Source organism: Streptomyces sp. 7R007 (genome assembly GCF_054850255.1).
The window spans coordinates 1-17,302 of sequence record NZ_JBTWMV010000009.1; the positions used below are offsets into that span (position 1 = coordinate 1).

Sequence of the window (17,302 nt, forward strand, 5' to 3'; positions counted from 1 at the left end):
GGTCTGTCGCCGTTCTGGACCGCGATCGGGCTGATCTTCTTGGCTGGGGGGAAGCCGAGCGAGGCCGCTGGAACCTCGAACTCGGTGACGTCGAACCCGAGCTGAGCCTGCTGGAGAAAGCCGAGGACACCGTCGAGGTCGCCCTGCCCCGCTTCGACGAGGGGGTCACGGAGGGCGGCTCGACGATGGTCCGCGGCGTGCCGGTGCGCAGGATCGGCGGACGCCTGGTCACCACCGTCTTCGACCTGATGCTCGCCCAGTACGGCGTCCACCGCCCCGGCCTGCCGGGCGTCTGGCCGGCCTCCTACGAGGACGCCACGCAGCCCTACACCCCGGCCTGGCAGGAGACGATCACGTCCGTGCCGGCCGGGCAGGCCGCCCGCATTGCCCGGGAGTTCGCCCGCAACGCCGAGCGCACCGAGGGCCGTTCGATGATCGCGATGGGGGCGGGCACCAACCACTGGTTCCACTCCGACACCATCTACCGCGCCTTCCTGGCGCTGACGACGATGACCGGCTGCCAGGGTGTCAACGGCGGCGGCTGGGCCCACTACGTCGGCCAGGAGAAGATCCGCCCGGTCACCGGACTGCAGCACCTGGCCTTCGCCTTCGACTGGCAGCGCCCCACCCGGCACATGGCGGGCACCTCCTACTGGTACCTCACCACCGACCAGTGGCGCTACGAGGTCTTCGGGCCGGACGAGCTGGCCTCCCCGCTCGGTCAGGGCCGCTTCAAGGGAAAGGCGTTCGCCGACTCCCTCGCCCAGGCGGTGCGGCTCGGCTGGACGCCCGGCCACCCCGGCTTCAACCGCAACCCGCTCGACCTGGCCGACGAGGCCGCCGCGCGGGGGCGCCCGGTCGCCGAGCACATCGTCGGCGAACTCAAGGACGGGCGGCTCCGGTTCGCCGTCGAGGACCCCGACGACCCGGCCAACTTCCCGCGTGTGCTGACCGTGTGGCGGGCCAACCTGCTCGGCTCCTCCGGCAAGGGCAACGAGTACTTCCTGCGCCATCTGCTGGGCACCGACAGCCAGGTGCGCAGCGAGGAGGCGCCGCCCGAGGCACGCCCCGAGGACGTGGTGTGGCGGCAGGAGGCACCCGAGGGCAAGCTGGACCTGCTGGTCGCCATGGACTTCCGGATGACCTCCACCGGCCTGCTCGCCGACGTCGTCCTGCCGGCCGCCACCTGGTACGAGAAGGACGACCTGTCCTCCACCGACATGCACCCCTTCGTGCACGCCTTCACCCCGGCCATCGCCCCGCCCTGGCAGGCCCGCACCGACTACGACGCGTTCCTGACCATCGCCGACCGGTTCAGCGAGCTCGCGGCCGGCCACCTCGGCACCCGCACCGACGTCCTCGCCGTGCCGCTGCTGCACGACACCCCCGACGAACTGGCCCAGCCCGGCGGGGTGGTGCGGGACTGGAAGGCGGGGGAGTGCGAGCCCGTGCCCGGCCGGACCATGCCCCGGCTCGTCACCGTCGAGCGGGACTACGCGGCCGTCGCCCAGAAGATGCGCGCCGTCGGCCCGCTGCTGGACCGGCTCGGCACCACCACCAAGGGCGTCACCGTGCACCCCGACAAGGAGATCGAGGAGCTGCGCCACCGCTGCGGCACCGTCCGCGAGGGCGTCGCCGAGGGCCGCCCCTCCCTGGCCACCGCCTCCGACATGTGCGAGGCGATCCTCGCCCTGTCCGGCACCACCAACGGACGGCTCGCCACCGAGGGCTTCCGGGAGCTGGAGCGGCAGACCGGCAGCGAGGGGCTGGTGGAGCTCGCCGCCGAGCGCGCGGCCGAGCGGATCACCTTCGCCGACACCCGCACCCAGCCCCGGGCGGTCATCACCTCGTACGAGTGGTCGGGCAGCGAGGCCGGCGGGCGCCGCTACTCACCGTTCGTCATCAACACCGAGCACAAGAAGCCCTGGCACACCCTCACCGGACGCCAGCACTTCTTCGTCCAGCACGACTGGATCGCCGAACTCGGCGAACAACTCCCGGTCTACCGGCCCCCCTTGGACGCCCGCCGCCACTACGGCGACGAGCATCTGCACGACGGGCACGCGGAGGTGACGGTGCGTTACCTCACCCCGCACTCCAAATGGTCCATCCACTCCGAGTACCAGGACAACGCCTACATGCTCGCCCTCTCCCGCGGCGGCCCCGTCATCTGGATGTCCACCGCCGACGCCGAGCGGATCGGCGTCAGGGACAACGACTGGATCGAGGCCTACAACCGCAACGGCGTCGTCGCCGCCCGCGCCGTGGTCACCCACCGGATGCCCGAGGGCACGGTGTACATGTACCACGCCAAGGACCGCACGGTGAACGTCCCGAAGACCGAGGTGTCCGGCAAGCGCGGCGGCATCCACAACTCCCTGACCCGGCTGCTGCTCAAGCCCACCCATCTCGCGGGCGGCTACGCGCAGTTCACCTACGCCTTCAACTACTACGGCCCGACCGGAAACCAGCGCGACGAGGTCACGGTCATCCGCCGTCGCTCGCAGGATGTGGAGTACTGACGTGCGCGTGATGGCTCAAGTGGCGATGGTCATGAACCTCGACAAGTGCATCGGCTGCCACACCTGTTCGGTCACCTGCAAGCAGACGTGGACCAACCGCACCGGTGTCGAGTACGCCTGGTTCAACAACGTCGAGACCAAGCCCGGCGTCGGCTACCCGCGCCGCTACGAGGACCAGGAGCAGTGGAAGGGCGGCTGGACGCTCGACAAGAAGGGCCGCCTGGTGCTGCGCTCCGGCGGCCGGATCAGGCGCCTGCTGTCGCTGTTCGCCAACCCCGACCTGCCGGCGATCGAGGACTACTACGAGCCGGTCACCTACGACTACGACAACCTCGTCAGCGCCCCGGCCGGCCAGGACATCCCCGTCGCCCGCCCCCGCTCGGTCCTCACCGGCGAACCCACGGCGATCACCTGGGGCGCCAACTGGGAGGACGGTCTCGGCGGCGCCCCCGAACACGCGGGCGGCGACCCCAACCTGACCGGCGAGTGGGCGGAGAAGGTCCGCTTCGAGTTCGAGCAGACCTTCCTCTTCCACCTGCCCCGCCTGTGCGAGCACTGCCTCAACCCGGCCTGCGTGTCGGCCTGTCCGTCCGGCGCCCTGTACAAGCGCGTCGAGGACGGCATCGTCCTGGTCGACCAGAACCGCTGCCGGGGCTGGCGGATGTGCGTGACGGCGTGCCCGTACAAGAAGGTGTACGTCAACCACGCCACCGGCAAGGCCGAGAAGTGCACCTTCTGCTTCCCGCGCATCGAGGCCGGCCAGCCCACCGTCTGCTCCGAGACCTGCGTCGGCCGGCTGCGCTACCTCGGCCTGCTCCTCTACGACGCCGACCGCGTCGGCGAGGCCGCCGCCACCCCCGGCGAGCGGGACCTGCTCGACGCCCAGCGCGGTGTCTTCCTCGACCCGCGCGATCCCGAAGTCGCCGCCGCAGCAAGGGAGTCCGGCATCCCCGAGGACTGGCTGGAGGCGGCCCGGCGCTCACCGGTGTACGACCTGGTCATGCGCTACAAGGTGGCGCTGCCGCTGCACCCGGAGTACCGCACCCTGCCCATGGTCTGGTACGTCCCGCCGCTCTCGCCCGTCCTGGACGCGGTGAGCGAGGCGGGCGGCGACCAGGACGACCCCGACCACGTCTTCGCCGCCGTCACCCGGCTGCGCATCCCGCTGGAGTACCTGGCGAGCCTGTTCACCGCCGGGGACACCGACCTGGTCGCCGGCGTCCTGATGAAACTCACCGCCCTGCGCACCCACATGCGCGCCCGCACCCTCGGCGAGGAGGCCGACGAGAGCGTCCTGGACGCCGTCGGCCTGACCGACCGCGAGGCGCAGGACCTGCACCGCCTGCTCGCCGTCGCCAAGTACGCCGACCGCTACGTCGTCCCGGCCGCGCACAAGGAGGACGCGGCCGCGCTCACCGCGACGGAGAACCGCTGCCCGGTGGAGGCCACCGGCGAGCCGTCCGAACGCCGGGTCATGCTCGGCATCCCCACCCTGCGCCGCAGCACCGACGGAGGCCCCGCATGAGCCCCCTGCCGTCCACCATCCCGGCCATCGTCCGCACCCGCGTCCGGGCCGCCACCCGCCGCCGCGGCGCGGCCACCCCCGAGGAAGCCGAGCGCCGCGCCCTGCTGCTGCGCCTGCTGTCCCTGCTCCTGCAGTACCCCGACCCCGAACTCACCGAGGGACGGCCCCGGTTGGCGGCCGCGGTCGCCGCGCTGCCGCCGTCCGCGGCCGCCGCCGAACTCACCGCCTTCATGGGCTGGTTCGCGCGCGAGGACCCCGACGCGCTGCAACGGCACTACGTCGAGATGTTCGACCTGCGCCGCAGAAGCAGCCTCTACCTGACCTACTACCTCCACGGCGACACCCGCCGCCGGGGCATGGCCCTGCTCGCCCTGGCCCAGCGCTACCGGGCCGCCGGCTGGGAGATCGACGGCGGCGAACTGCCCGACCACCTCCCGGTCGTCCTGGAGTTCGCCGCGCTCGGCGGCACCGGCCGCGGCGAGGCCCCGCTCCGCCAGCACCGGCGCGGACTGGAACTGATCCACCACGCGCTGACCGACACCGGCTCCCCCTACCGGCATCTGCTCGCCGCCCTGCGCAGCCTGCTGCCGCCGCCCACCGAGGCCGACCTCGCGGCGGTCGCACGGCTCGCGGCCGAGGGCCCGCCCGCCGAGGAGGTGGGCCTGGACCCGTACGGCAACGGCGAGTTCGCCCCACCCGGCACCTTCACCCCACCCCGGCCCGCGGCACCGACCCTGGCCGCGCCCACCCCCCAGGAAGACCCGCGATGAACGTCTCGACCGCCGACCTCCTGCTGTGGGTCGCCTTCCCCTACGTCTGCCTCGCCGTGTTCGTCGTCGGCCATGTCTGGCGCTACCGGCACGACCAGTTCGGCTGGACCACGCACACCAGCCAGCTGCTGGAGCGGCGCTGGCTGCGCTGGGGCAGCCCGCTGTTCCACCTCGGCGCCTTCGCCGTGATCGCCGGACACGTGGTCGGCCTCGCCGTACCGGCTTCCTGGACCGAGGCCGCGGGGATCTCCGAGCACGCCTACCACACCACCGCCGTCTGGCTGGGCTCCGTGGCCGGCGTCGCCATGGTCACCGGCCTCGGCATGCTGTGCGCCCGCCGGCTGCTGACCCGGCGGATCCGGCTCACCACCGACCGCAGTGACAAGGTGCTCTTCCCGCTGCTCGCCGCGACCGTCCTGCTCGGCATCTCGGCGACCGCCACCCACAACGTCTTCGGCGGCGGCTACGACTACCGGGAGACCGTCTCCGTCTGGTTCCGCGGCGTCTTCGTCCTGCGGCCGGAGCCGGAGGCGATGAGCGGCGCGCCGCTGCTCTTCCAGCTCCACGCGCTCACCGCCTGTCTGCTCTTCGCCGCCTGGCCGTTCACCCGGCTCGTGCACGTGTGGAGCGTTCCGGTCGGCTATCTGACCCGGCCCTACCTGGTCTACCGGCGGCGCCCCGCCGGCCGTCCGGCCGAGGAGCGGGCGCGCCTCACAACCGGAGCGTGAACCAGGTCGTCTTGCCCTCGTCCGTGGGGCGCACGCCCCAACTGGCGGCCAGGGCGCGCACCAGCAGCAGACCGCGCCCGGACTCCTCGTCCTCGCCCGCGATCCGCGGCTGGGGCAGGTGCGGGCTGCGGTCGCTGACCTCGACGGTGAGGTCGGTGGCCGTGCGGTGCAGATGCAGCCCGATGGGGCCCTCCGCGTGCTGCACGGCGTTGGTCAGCGTCTCCGACAGCAACAGCAGCGCGTCGTCGGCGCGCGGGGCGCAGTTCCACGAGGTCAGCGCCTTGTGCAGGAACGCCCGCCCCTCGGGCACGGAGGACGGGACGGCGGGCAGGTCCGTGGTGAGGGCCGCCAGCGGGGCGGCCGGCAACTGGGCCAGCAGCAGGGTGACGTCGTCGTTGTGGCTGTCGGCGTCGGGCAGCAGGCGGGCCAGCACATGGTCGGCGGCGCTCTCCAGGCAGGAGGCGTCGTGTGCGAAGAACTCGTCCAGGACGACGGTCAGTTCGCCCACCCGGCCCTCGATGTCGCTGTCCGGCGTCTCGATCAGACCGTCCGTGTAGAGCACCAGCGTCGCGCCGGGCGGGATCTCCGTGCAGGACTGCTCGTACAGGACGTCGCCCACCCCCAGCGGCGCGTTGACGGGAGAGGACAGACCGTGGACCGGCCGGCCGGCGCCCGCGACGAGGATCGGCAGGTGGCCGGCCGAGCACACCGTCACCGTTCCGGCGTCCGGGGCGATGACCAGGTAGGCGCAGGTGACGAGCTGGTCCGGCACGTCGAGGTCGGCCACGCAGGTGTCCAGGGCCTGCATCAGCTGCCGGGGCTGCATGCCGGTCTTGGCGAGCGCGTGCGCCGCCGAGCGCAACTGGCCCATGACGGCGGCGGCTTCGAGCCCGCGGCCCATCACGTCGCCGATCAGCACGCCGACCCGGTCGGCGCCCAGCGGGATCAGGTCGAACCAGTCGCCGCCCACACCGGCGCCCTGCGTGGCGGGCCGGTAGCGGCTGGCCGTGGCGAGGCCGGGCAGCGCCGGCGGGGTGCCCATCAGGCTGCGCTGGAGGGTGAGGGCGATGTGCCGCTGCTGCTCGTACAGGGCGGTGAGTTCGGCCTCGGCCTTCTTGCGGTCGCTGATGTCCCGCACGATCGCGCACGCGCCGACGACCGTGCCGGCGGTGTCCCGGGTCGGCCACAGCGTGACGTCGACGTCCAGCATCCGCCCGGTCCGGGTGAGCCGCAGCGTCTCGAAGTGCTCCACCTTCTCGCCGCCGCGCAGCCGCTCCAGCAGCACGCTGACCTCGTCCTCCAGGTCGGCCGGGGCGAGTATCGACACGTGCCGGTGCATGACCTCCTCGGCGGTGTAGCCGTAGAGGTCCTGCGCGGCGGCGTTCCAGTAGGTGATGTAGCCGTCGAGGGTCTTGGCGAGGATCGCGTCCTGCGACGACTCCACCAGCGCGGCCAGTTCGTTGATCCGGGCCTCGGCGGCCTTGCGGTCGCTGACGTCCCGCACGGCGGCGGAGACCAGCAGGCCCTCGGCGGTCTCCAGCGGGCTGAGGCTGATCTCGACGGGGAACTCGGTGCCGTCCTTGCGCAGTCCGTGCAGGTCGAGCCCGGCACCCATCGGGCGTACCTGCCGGTTGGCGGCGTAACCGCCCCGGTGCCGGGTGTGCTGGTCGCGGAAGCGGTGCGGCATCAGCAACTCGACCGGGCGGCCCAGCAGTTCCTGGCGCCGGTAGCCGAACAGGGCCTCCGTCTGGGCGTTGACGAGCCGGATGATCCCGGTGTCGTCGACGATGACCATGGCGTCCGGCGCGGCCTCCAGCAGTCCCCGGAACCTTTCTTCGGCGCCTTCCGGCCCGTCCTGGCGCACCACCCGGCCACACCGGCAGTGCGCCGGTGCGCCGATCGTGGGCGCCTCCTCCGTTCCGACGAAGTCGGCCACCTCCGCCTCACCTCCACCCGCGCGCGACGATTCGGACATCTCACCGCTTCCGCCTCACCGACACGCCGGAATGTCGTTTACTGTGCGCAACATGCCCGGTCCTGTCCGTGACCGCGGCGCCGGATGCGCGTCCGTACGACGCGAACGCCCCCACCGGCCGCCCCGGGACGTCGCTGATCCACACGGGGGGAGAAGGGGCCGTAGGCGCGGCGCGGAGTTCAAGGACATCGTCAACGGGACCGCCGGCGAGCTCATGACCGCTCCGGCCGTCACCGTCACCGCCGACGAGACCCTCGCGCGGGCGGCCCGCACCCTGGCGCGGCACCGGATCGAGCGGCTGCCGGTGGTCGACGCCGACGGCGGGCCGCAGGGCGTCGTCAGCCGCTCGGACCCGCTGAGCGTCTTCCTCCGCGGCGACGAGGACATCGCCCGGGACGTGCGCCGTCCGTCGCGGCGCGGCCGGCACGGGCCGTGGAGGTCGACATCGGCTGCGCGCCGCCGGATGCAATCTCGACCCTGGTCTGCCAGGGGACCCGACGGACCCGCAGGCGGCCCGGACGACCCCATGACGACCGACCACCGGCCCCTGACCAGCGGCTGACGGGACGTGAGACGGTCGGGGTGAGGGACGGAGAAGGGGTGTCGACCGATGAGGACCACGCGTCGTACCCGCAGGGCGGGGCGGCTGTGGCGGTGGCGGGCCAGTCCGCTGCGCCGCCGCAGCGACCGTGCGGAAGCCTGGATCATCCTGGCCGCCTGGCTCCTCGCCCTGCTGGCCGGCCTGGCCACGGGCTGCGCGGCCGGGGCGTGGGTGGCGGACTCCCTCGCCGAACGCCGGGCGGCGGTCCACCCCGTCTCGGCCGTCCTGACCGAGAACGCGCCCAAGGCGATCGTGACCGCGTACGGAACAGACGGCATGGTCTGGGCGCGGGTCCGCTGGACCGGCGCCGACGGCGTCACGCACACCGACCGCGCCAAGGTCGAGCGCGGCAAGGCGGCCGGAGCCCGGGTCACCGTCTGGCTCGACGCCGCGGGCAACCCGGTCACCCGCCCGCCCGACGCCGCCGAGTCCCGGCTGCAGGCGGCGGTGGTGGGGGTGCCGGCCGGTCTGGGCGCATCCGTCCTGGTCCTCGTCGGCGGGCGGCTGGTGCGCGATCGGCTGGACCGGCGGCGCTACCGGGAGTGGGACGCGGAGTGGCTGCTGGTCGAGCCGCAGTGGCGCAGGCGCATGATCGGTTGACAGGGGCCGACCGGGTCCGGCACGGGGCCGGTCGGCCCACGCGCGCACCCGGGGGCGGCGCGACGCTGGGAGCGGGAGAACGAAGAGGAGGGCGATATGAGCGGCATGATCGAGCGGTTCCCCGGCTTCCCGCTGTTCCCCGACCTGTTCGGCTGGGTCGAGGGCGGCTTCCCGGTGGCGCACACGGCCCCCGGGACGCACGGCATTCGCATCGAGGAGTACCTCAAGGACGGCACGTACGCTCTGCTGGCGGAGCTCCCGGGCATCGACCCGGCGAAGGACGTCGAGATCACCGTCGCGGAAGGCATCCTGACCCTGCGGGCCACGCGGACCGAGGAGACCACGGACAAGCGGCACACCGAGTTCCGCTACGGCACCTTCACCCGCTCCGTCCGGCTGCCCGCCGGAGCCCAGGGCGACGAGGCGACCGCCGAGTACAAGGACGGCGTGCTGACCATCACGGTCCCGGTGCCGGAGAAGAAGGCGGACACCCGGACCATCCCCGTGCGGCACGTCTGAGCGCAGTCCCGCGCCGGGCCGCACACCGCGCGCGGCCGGTGAGACACCGGCCGCGCACGCGTGCGCGCGCCCGTTCAGTAGGGCAGGGGCCGCCCCGAGGGCGTGCGCGGATCGGGAGGCTCCGGTCGGCGCGGCTCCCGTGGACGCCTGGTCACCTGCATCCGCTGCATGACCGCCACCTCCTGATCCCTCCCGGACCTGTCCGTGCGCATCAGCCTCGTCCGCTGTCCGCGCCGCCACCATGAGGCGACCGGATCAGCCCCGTGGGCCACTGCGACCCGTCACGGGGGCCGGTCTTCCCAGGGCGATCGCCGTGGACCACGCGCGCGGGCCACCGGCCGGGCGCACAGTGGAAGCGGCGGCGACCGGCATGGACCCGCCTCACAGGCGCCCACCGCACCGCACGGACGACGCATGCCGGGTCGCGGGCCCGGGAAGGGGACCACAACGATGAACCACCGTCGCATCCACACGCTGCACGTGGCAGCACTCGGCGCCGCCGGGGCGCTGCTGGCGACGGCCTGCGCCTCCGCCGGCCCGGATCCCGTCGCCGCGTCCGACCCGACCGGCTCGCCTTCCGCCACCCACGCCGGCTCGCTCTCCGCCGCCACGACGGGCGCGGCCTCCGACGCCACCACCGGACCGGCCGGCCCCGCCGTCACCAAGGCGGCCTGCACGAACCGGTCCCAGCTGGCCCGCTGGTCCGACCGGCGCCTGGCCATGCTGACCATCGTCGTCCCGGTGTCGGAGTCCGCGGTCTCCGGCGTCACCGCCGAGGTGACGGCGGGCGCCGGCGGTGTGCTGCTGTTCGGCGGCAGCGCGCCCGCCGACCTGGGCGCCCGCCTGACCACGCTGAAGTCCCATGTGCCGGGCCACCTGGGCCTGTTGGTGATGACCGACGAGGAGGGCGGCGACATCCAGCGCATGGCGAACCTGGTCGGCTCCCTGCCCTGGGCCGCGTCCATGGGCGCGCACTGGACCCCCGCGCAGATCCGGCGGAACGTCGGCAAGGTCGCCGCCCGGATGTCGGCGGCGCAGGTGAACACGGACCTCGCGCCGGTGGTCGACGTCGACGGCAGGAACACGGCGCCCAGCCGTACGAACCCCGACGGATGGCGCTCCTTCAGCGGCAGCACCGCCAAGGTCACCGAGGACGGTCTCGCCTACCTGAACGGCCTGCGCGACGGGCACGTCATCCCCGTACTGAAGCACTTCCCGGGGCTCGGCGGCTCCAGCTACAACTCCGACTACGGGCCCGCCCACACCCTGCCCTGGTCCACCCTGGTCAAGGTCGGCATCCCGCCGTTCAGCGCGGCGATCAAGGCCGGCGCCCCCGCCGTCATGGTCTCCAACGACACCGTCCCCGGCCTCGCGACCAACCCCGCCTCCCTGTCGCCCACCACGATCACCTACGAACTGCGCGGCAAGCTGGGCTTCAAGGGGCTGGTGCTGACCGACTCACTGAGCGCGAAGGCGATCTCGGCCGCCGGTTACAGCGTTCCGCACGCCGCCGTCCAGGCCCTGCGCTCCGGCGCCGACATGGTGATGTTCGGCCTGGTGAAGAACGTCGCGGGCCAGACGTCCGCGACCGCCTCGGCGATCACCTCGGCCGTGGCCGACGGACGGCTGACCCGCGCCCGGCTGATCGACGCGGCCTCCCACGTGCTGGCGGTCCGCCACGTGAACCTCTGCTCGTCCTGACCGGGCCGGGGCCGCGGTCTCACACGGCCGTGAGCCGGTCCACCACGTCGACCACGTCCGCGATGTCCGCGACCGCCTCGGTCAGCCGCGGGACGAGGCCGGCCTCCAGCGTGCCGCTGAGCGTGACCGCTCCGTTGTGCACCTCGACCCCGACGCGCGCCGGGTCGATGCCCAGCTCGCCGGTGAGCACCCGGTCGACGACCTCGGCCCGGATGGCCTCGTCCTCCCGTACCAGCGCGTGCAGCAGCTCGCTGCGGCTGACGACACCGACCAGCCGGCCCTTGTGGTCCGTCACGAAGATCTGCCGGATCCGGGACCGGGCGGCCGTGCGGGCCGCGTCGAGGACGTGCGTCCAGGGATGCACGGTCAGCGCGGGCGTCGTCATCAGCGTGGCCGCCGTACCGGCACCGTCGTCGGCGTGCCGTCGGCCGAACAGCTTCTCGAAGGTGCCGGGCCGCTCGTCCGACGCGAGGTCCGCGGCCCGGGCCAGCAGGTCGGACTCGGCGACCACGCCGAGGACGCGCCCGTCACCGTCGACCACGGGCACGGCGCCGATCTGCCGGCGGGCCAGCATGCGCGCGACGTCCAGATAGGGCGTGTCCCCGCAGACGGTGATCACGGACCGCTTCATGACGTGCCGGACCTGTATCTGCGGAGCGGGCGTGGCCTCGGGGGCGGAGCGCCGGTCCGCGGTGCGGTGGGTCACGGAGGCCGGCTCCCGCGCCGCCTGCGCCGAATGCGAGGCCATGGTCTGCAGATAGCGCACCATCATGTCCTGGCGGAACTCCTCCGCCGGCTTCGGCGCCAGGCCCGGCACCGCACGGTGCGCCTCAGCCGACGCCGCGCCGTGTTCCTGCACCCTTCGGCCGTTCATGACTACCTCCCGCGGTCAGCGGAGGGCCTGATCCCCCCGGCGGAGGGTCCGATCCCCCCACGACCACCATCGCGCCGGTGTGCCGCCGCGCACAGGGCCGCATGGTCCTTTGCGCAGGTCAAACGGACTGTGGTGGGCGCGGGCGAAGGGTGTGCGGATCAGCCGACCGGGCCGGGAGCGTGTCCCGCCGGATGCCGTGCCGGGTGGCCGGTGAACCAGTCGCAGGCCAGTTCGGCGACCGCGGCCAGGGCCCCGGGCTCGGCGAAGAGGTGGCCGGCGCCGGGCACCACGGCGATCCGGTGCTCGCAGCGCATCCAGTCGGCGGCGAGCCGGTTGAGGCTGAGGACCCGGGTGTCGAGGGAACCGACGACGAGCAGCGTGGGCGCCGCCAGATGAGACAGGGCGGCGGGCGTCGCGAGGTCCGGACGGCCGCCCCGGGAGACGACCGACAGCACGTCGGCACCGGGGACGGCGGCGGCCTCCAGGGCGGCCGCGGCGCCGGTACTGGCCCCGAAGTAGGCCACGGGCAGGCCCGTCTCGCGGCGCAGCCACAGGGCGGCGGCGTGCAGCCGTCCGGCGAGCATACGGATGTCGAAGACGTTGTGGCGGTTGTGCTCCTCGTCCGCGGTGAGCAGGTCCAGCAGCAGCGTGCCCAGTCCCGCCCGGTCGAGGGTGTCGGCGACGTAGCGGTTGCGGGGACTGTGCCGGCTGCTGCCGCTGCCGTGCGCGAACGCCACGACCAGCGGCGCGGTCGCGGGGACCACGAGCCGCGCGGCCAGGCGCACGTACCCGACGGGCACCTCGACCTCCCCGCCGGCCCGCGGGCCGGGGGCGGCCTGCTTCAGCAGCGCGCTCACCCGGTCGTCGTCCACCTGCGTGAAGTCCTCGTACCAGGCTCCGACCGAGCCGAGCCGGTACGGCCGCTGCAGGACGACCACCTCGTCGGCGGCGGCCCGCAGCCGGCTGACGACGGCCGGCACGCCCACCGGGACGGCGAGGACCACCCGGGCCGGGTGCAGGGCCCGTACCACCCGGCAGGCCGCCTCCGCGGTGGCACCGGTGGCCAGGCCGTCGTCCACGACCACCACGACCCGCCCCGCCACCGGCACGGGCGCGCGCCCCTGCCGGTAGCGGCGCACCCGCCGCTCCAGCTCGGCCCGCTCGGCCTCCTCCACGACGGCCCGGCGCGCGGGATCCAGCCCGGTCTCCCGTACGACGTCCTCGTTGAGGACGCGCACGCCGTGCTCGCCGATCGCGCCGAACGCCAGCTCCGGCTGCCAGGGCACCCCGAGCTTGCGCACCACCAGCACGTCCAGGGGAGCGCCGAGCTCCCGGGCCACCTCGTGAGCGACGGGAATCCCGCCGCGCGGCAGCCCCAGAACCACCGTGTCCCGGCCGCGCAGACGTTCCAGACGGTGCGCCAGCCGGCGGCCTGCCTCCGTACGGTCCCGGTAACGCATGCGGCACCTCCTCCAGCGCTGGGCGCGGTGAACCGCCTCCCTTCCATTCGACCGCACCCGAGGCCGTTCGGAAGGGGCGGACCGGACCGGAAACGGAACCAACGGGCCCGTATGGCGGCGCACCCCGCACGGGCCACCCGGTCCCGCACCCGGGGCCCTTCGGCACCTGGCGGGGACGCGGTGGCCCCGCACGCTGGAAGCAGGGGAAGTGGAGGGAGAGGAACCATGGCTGTCTCCACCCGTATCGCGGTCATCGCCGTCGGCGACCGGTTCCGGCACGACGACGGCATCGGAGACGCGGTGCTGACCCGGCTGCGCGAGCGGGCCGCCGTCCGGCCGCTGCCCGATGGCACGACGCTCGCCCGGTGCGAGGGCGAGCCCGGGCGGCTGGCGGTGCTCTGGGAGGACGCGGACCTCGCGATCGTCGTCGAGGCCGCCCACGGGCGGACGAGCCGGCCCGGCAGCGTCTACCGGCTCGACCTGGACGACGCCGAACTGCGCAGGCCGTTCGCGGCGGGACTGCACGGTGTCGGCGCGGCCGTCGAGGTGGCACGCGAGCGGGACCGCCTGCCCGGCCACCTGGTGGCGTACGCCGTCGAAGCCGGCGACCTCTCGGCCGGCCAGGGCCTGTCCGCCGCCGTCGCGGCCACCGTCGGCCGGCTGGCGGCGCGGGTGGAGGACGAGATCGTCCTGCACCGTACGACGGCGGCCCGGGACCGCACAGGAGAAGGCGGGAAGGACCCATCCGCTTCTCGCGGATCCTGATTGCGCGGTGCGCGGCTCGAGACCGCTGCTCCGCGTCTTCGTCGCGGGTCCTTCCCGTCACCTTCAGCACACCACGGCAGGCGTCCGGCCGCCAGGGCCGACCGGCCCCAACCGAACCTTTCCGGGGCGGCGCCCACACAAGGGCCGCTCCAGCCCGCTGTTCGGGCCGGTCGGCTCATGTGCCGTACCCCGGAACGGAGTTGGCTGGGAGTGAGGGAAACGACGTCACCCGAGAGGGCCTACCGAGAGGAGGGAGGACAGTGGGTACGACGCTCACCCCCGAGTTCTGGGAGCGGTTCACCGTCCTGCTGGTCGCGGCGATGGCCGTGACCTTCGTGCTCACCGCGCTGTTCGACGCGCTCGCGGTGCGCCTGGCCGAGCGCCACGGGCACCGGCCGCCGGCCGTGCCGCCCGCGCACCGGCCGGCGATCCGGCACCACCGTCCGTCCGTTCACGTCTGAACGGGCGTGACATGGCGGCAGCCGTCGTCCGCTGCACGCCGTGCCGCCGTGGATCCGCACCGGTCCACACCACGGCGGCCCGCCGTCAGCCCCTCGTCCGCGCCAGTTCCGCCGCGATCCCGGACCCCCACGCGTCCACGGCGCCCCAGTCGCGGTAGTCCCCGAAACGGCCGCCCACCAGCCGGAACAGGATCCGGCCCGAGCGGGGCAGCTGAGCCGGGGCGATGACACCCGAGAACAGGCGATGGTCCCGGAACCTCGGCGGGCCCGGCAGATCCCGCACGATCACCGGCGCCTCCAGGGGCCCCAGGCGCTTCCACGGCCCGCGCAGGGCGGCCGGCATCCCGACGCTGAAGATCCACACCGGGCGGGTGCCCAGCACGTCCGGGTTCCGCCGCAGGAAGTCCTTGGCCGGCTCCAGCCACGCCTGCCCGTGGACCGCGCTGCCGAGGACGAAGGCCCGGTAGGCGTCCGCGTCCTCGACGCTGCCCATGGGCCGCGCCTCGGCCTCCAGCCCCGCCGCGACCAGTTCGCCGGCCAGGTGGACGGCGATGTCGCGGGTGGAGCCGTGCACGGTCGCGTATCCCACGAGAACGTCCATGACGGCCCGTCCCCCCTTTCTCCGGTCGCTAGGCGACCCCGCTGTGCGCCCGGCGCGGCTGTTCGACCACGCGCAGCCGCCGCCCGGACCGGCAGGGCCCGGGCACCGTGACCACCGGGACCGCGGCGTGGCGCAGGCACTCGCGGGCCACCGCGCCGACGGAGGGCCGCTCCCACTGGCCGTGGGCCTGGCGTCCCAGTACCAGCAGCAGCGCGCCGCGCGCCTGCTGCAGCAGCACCCGCGCGGGCGGCCCCTCGACCAGCACGGCCCGTACGCCCGCGCCGACGTGCCCGCCGAACGCCTCCCGCACGGCCGAGGCGAGCAGCTGGGCGGCCTGTTCGCACTGGTCGGACTCGGTCGGCCGCGCGGACGCCGGAGCGTAGGGGGCGAAGCCGGCCGCGACCGGTTCCCAGGCGTGCACGGCGACGAGTTCCGTGTTCAGGGCACGTGCCTGCGCCGCGGCCCAGCGCAGGGCCGCCGCCGACGCCTCGGATCCGTCGACGCCGACCACGATGCCGTTGCCGAGGGCGTGTTCGGACATGGCTGCCTCCCAGAGTGGCCTCGCATCCCACCCTGGCCCGGGCGGCCGCGCGGTGCTTGGGCCGACCGGCGTCGCGTGACCGCCGGTCGGCCCCTTTCCGCCGCCGGTCACCGGTGCCGCATGCGTTCGCCGGAGTCGCCCATGTAGTGCCGCTCCTCGATGACCGTCCCCGTCTCCCCGGGACGGCGCACCGTGCCGGGCGTCGACAGGAACATCATCAGGCCGAACACCCCCACCACCATCAGCACGAGCCCGACCAGGACCTGGCTGTAGCCGAACACCATGCAGGCGCCCAGCACCGCCGCACCCATCAGCACGAGGGGAAGCATGACTACCTCCTTCATTCACGGCCTGCGCGGCCATCCGCCGGCCACGCCGTGCGGGGCCGGCGCGTCCGGGCCGCGGCCCTGCCGGAGCGGCAGATCCGTCCCGGAGACCATCCCGGCGGCCCTGGTGGGCCGCATCTCCGCACCCTCCCCTCGGTCATGGCGTACGTCTCCCATGCTCACCTTCAGCCTTCCCCGGACCGGCAGGCTCCCCAAGGGCTGTAAGGGCAGGTCACAGGGCCGGTCGGCCCTGTACGGGCCGCTGGTTGCACCGCCGCTCGCACGGGCGTACGACCGCGTGGGCCGAACGGCCCCGGCGGGGGCCGAACCACCCCTGCTGCCGGCCGGTGCGGGGATGCCACAGTGACCGTGGGGACCTGCTACGCGGGCCCGCGCGGTCCGGCGAAAGGCGGTGGGGACGATGATGGAGCTGCCCCTGGTCGTGGGCGTCGACGGATCGGAGCCGAGTCTCACGGCGCTGGACTGGGCCGTGGACGAGGCGGCCCGGCACGCCGTGCCGTTGCGGCTGGTGTACGCCTCCCTGTGGGAGCGGTACGAGGGCGTGGTGCCCTCCGCCGGTCTGGAGCGCCCGTCCCAGCAGGTGATGGCGGACAACATCGCCGCGACCGCGGCGGAGCGCGCCCGCAGACGCGACCCCGAGCTGAAGGTGTTCGCCGAGGTCGTGCCGGAGGACGCGTCCGAGGCACTGCTGCGCGCGGGCGACGACGCCTGCGCCGTGGTGACGGGGTCGCGGGGCCGCGGCGAACTGGCGGGACTGCTGCTCGGCTCGGTCGGGCTGACCGTGGCCGCCCGGGCGGCCTGCCCGGTGATCGTCGTCCGCGGCGACCAGGCCGGCCTCGCGGGCACCCACGAACGGATCCTGCTCGGCGCGGGAGATCCGGCGACCGGGCGGGACGCGGTGCGGTTCGCGTTCCGGGAGGCCGAGGCGCGCGGCTGCGTCCTGGACGTCGTACGCGCCTGGCGCTGCCCCACGCACCAGAGCGCCGATGCCGCGCTGCCGGCGGGCGACGCGGCGCTCCAGCACGAGCGGCGGGCGTCCGCGCTCCTGGACGACCTGCTGGCGGAGGCCGTACGGGACCACCCCTCGGTGCGGCTGCGCAGGCGCACGGTGGAGGGGCCGGCCCGCAGGGTGCTGGTCGACCGCTCGGCCGCCGCGGACCTGGTGGTCATCGGGGCGCGGCGCCGGCCCGGCGCCTACGGGCTCCAGCTGGGCCGGGTGGCGCACACGCTGCTCCACCACGCCGCCTGCCCGGTGGCGGTCGTACCGCAGCGGGGATGACCGGGCGCCGTCCCGGACGGTGACGTACCGTGA

General features: G+C 74.0%; 16 protein-coding genes and 1 pseudogene. 11 read left to right on the plus strand and 6 right to left on the minus strand.

All coding sequences use genetic code 11. The annotated features are described in order from the left end of the window. From ACYF6T_RS14035 to narI, 4 genes are all read left to right on the plus strand, one after another. Positions 1 to 2,522 (plus strand): molybdopterin-dependent oxidoreductase (locus tag ACYF6T_RS14035; protein WP_461696369.1); only part of this gene is annotated, 2,522 nt, incomplete at its 5' end. A gap of 1 nt (position 2,523) precedes the next feature. Continuing rightward, entirely contained in the window at positions 2,524 to 4,047 is a 1,524-nt protein-coding gene (narH, locus tag ACYF6T_RS14040) for a nitrate reductase subunit beta (RefSeq protein ID WP_461696370.1), read from the plus strand. After that, positions 4,044 to 4,817, plus strand: a complete 774-nt coding sequence (narJ, locus tag ACYF6T_RS14045; protein WP_461696372.1) for a nitrate reductase molybdenum cofactor assembly chaperone — start codon at positions 4,044 to 4,046, stop codon at positions 4,815 to 4,817. The genes narH and narJ overlap by 4 nt, the downstream gene beginning before the upstream one ends. Continuing rightward, positions 4,814 to 5,545, plus strand: a complete 732-nt coding sequence (gene narI, locus ACYF6T_RS14050) for a respiratory nitrate reductase subunit gamma (RefSeq protein ID WP_461696373.1) — start codon at positions 4,814 to 4,816, stop codon at positions 5,543 to 5,545. Before narJ ends, narI begins: the two co-directional genes overlap by 4 nt. Here the strand turns inward: narI and ACYF6T_RS14055 are convergent. Then, positions 5,529 to 7,520, minus strand: coding sequence for a PAS domain S-box protein (locus ACYF6T_RS14055; RefSeq protein ID WP_461696375.1), 1,992 nt, complete (start codon positions 7,518 to 7,520; stop codon positions 5,529 to 5,531). The two genes, narI and ACYF6T_RS14055, sit on opposite strands and share 17 nt — an antisense overlap. 199 nt (positions 7,521 to 7,719) lie before the next feature. Between ACYF6T_RS14055 and ACYF6T_RS14060 the strand changes: the two are divergent. The 4 genes and pseudogenes from ACYF6T_RS14060 to ACYF6T_RS14075 all read left to right on the plus strand — a co-directional run. After that, positions 7,720 to 7,926 (plus strand): annotated as a pseudogene (locus ACYF6T_RS14060) (CBS domain-containing protein); the annotation flags it as partial. A 204-nt stretch (positions 7,927 to 8,130) separates the two neighbouring features. Next, complete coding sequence (locus ACYF6T_RS14065) at positions 8,131 to 8,721, plus strand: Rv1733c family protein (RefSeq protein ID WP_461696376.1); 591 nt, start codon at positions 8,131 to 8,133, stop codon at positions 8,719 to 8,721. A 96-nt stretch (positions 8,722 to 8,817) separates the two neighbouring features. After that, positions 8,818 to 9,240, plus strand: a complete 423-nt coding sequence (locus ACYF6T_RS14070) for an Hsp20/alpha crystallin family protein (protein WP_461696377.1) — start codon at positions 8,818 to 8,820, stop codon at positions 9,238 to 9,240. A 450-nt stretch (positions 9,241 to 9,690) separates the two neighbouring features. Continuing rightward, the gene (locus tag ACYF6T_RS14075; protein ID WP_461696379.1) at positions 9,691 to 10,941 is read left to right on the plus strand and encodes a glycoside hydrolase family 3 N-terminal domain-containing protein; all 1,251 of its coding nucleotides are present in this window, start codon (positions 9,691 to 9,693) and stop codon (positions 10,939 to 10,941) included. Positions 10,942 to 10,960: 19 nt separating this feature from the next. Here the strand turns inward: ACYF6T_RS14075 and ACYF6T_RS14080 are convergent, their stop codons facing one another. After that, positions 10,961 to 11,815 (minus strand): CBS domain-containing protein, encoded by an 855-nt coding sequence (locus ACYF6T_RS14080; RefSeq protein ID WP_461696381.1) that lies wholly within the window; start codon positions 11,813 to 11,815, stop codon positions 10,961 to 10,963. A 158-nt stretch (positions 11,816 to 11,973) separates the two neighbouring features. Then, positions 11,974 to 13,275 (minus strand): phosphoribosyltransferase family protein, encoded by a 1,302-nt coding sequence (locus tag ACYF6T_RS14085; protein ID WP_461696383.1) that lies wholly within the window; start codon positions 13,273 to 13,275, stop codon positions 11,974 to 11,976. A 225-nt stretch (positions 13,276 to 13,500) separates the two neighbouring features. Between ACYF6T_RS14085 and ACYF6T_RS14090 the strand changes: the two genes are divergently transcribed. Together ACYF6T_RS14090 and ACYF6T_RS14095 are read left to right on the plus strand one after the other, a co-directional pair. Further along, positions 13,501 to 14,040 (plus strand): hydrogenase maturation protease, encoded by a 540-nt coding sequence (locus ACYF6T_RS14090; RefSeq protein ID WP_461696385.1) that lies wholly within the window; start codon positions 13,501 to 13,503, stop codon positions 14,038 to 14,040. 260 nt (positions 14,041 to 14,300) lie between these two features. Beyond that, positions 14,301 to 14,501, plus strand: a complete 201-nt coding sequence (locus ACYF6T_RS14095; protein ID WP_461696386.1) for a hypothetical protein — start codon at positions 14,301 to 14,303, stop codon at positions 14,499 to 14,501. An 85-nt stretch (positions 14,502 to 14,586) separates the two neighbouring features. Here ACYF6T_RS14095 and ACYF6T_RS14100 read toward each other — a convergent pair whose 3' ends face one another. The 3 genes from ACYF6T_RS14100 to ACYF6T_RS14110 all read right to left on the minus strand — a co-directional run bounded on the left by ACYF6T_RS14100 (position 14,587) and on the right by ACYF6T_RS14110 (position 15,972). Then, positions 14,587 to 15,102 carry a flavodoxin domain-containing protein gene (locus ACYF6T_RS14100; RefSeq protein WP_461696388.1) on the minus strand — a complete coding sequence of 172 codons (516 nt, stop codon included), beginning with the start codon at positions 15,100 to 15,102 and terminating at the stop codon, positions 14,587 to 14,589. 28 nt (positions 15,103 to 15,130) lie between these two features. Continuing rightward, positions 15,131 to 15,643, minus strand: coding sequence for a universal stress protein (locus tag ACYF6T_RS14105; RefSeq protein WP_461696390.1), 513 nt, complete (start codon positions 15,641 to 15,643; stop codon positions 15,131 to 15,133). Positions 15,644 to 15,750: 107 nt separating this feature from the next. Continuing rightward, positions 15,751 to 15,972 carry a hypothetical protein gene (locus tag ACYF6T_RS14110; protein WP_461696392.1) on the minus strand — a complete coding sequence of 74 codons (222 nt, stop codon included), beginning with the start codon at positions 15,970 to 15,972 and terminating at the stop codon, positions 15,751 to 15,753. A 421-nt stretch (positions 15,973 to 16,393) separates the two neighbouring features. On the opposite strand from ACYF6T_RS14110, the gene ACYF6T_RS14115 reads away from it, so the two are divergent. Continuing rightward, on the plus strand, positions 16,394 to 17,269 hold the full coding sequence (locus ACYF6T_RS14115; RefSeq protein WP_461696684.1) for a universal stress protein: 876 nt from the start codon (positions 16,394 to 16,396) through the stop codon (positions 17,267 to 17,269). Positions 17,270 to 17,302 lie beyond the last annotated feature (33 nt).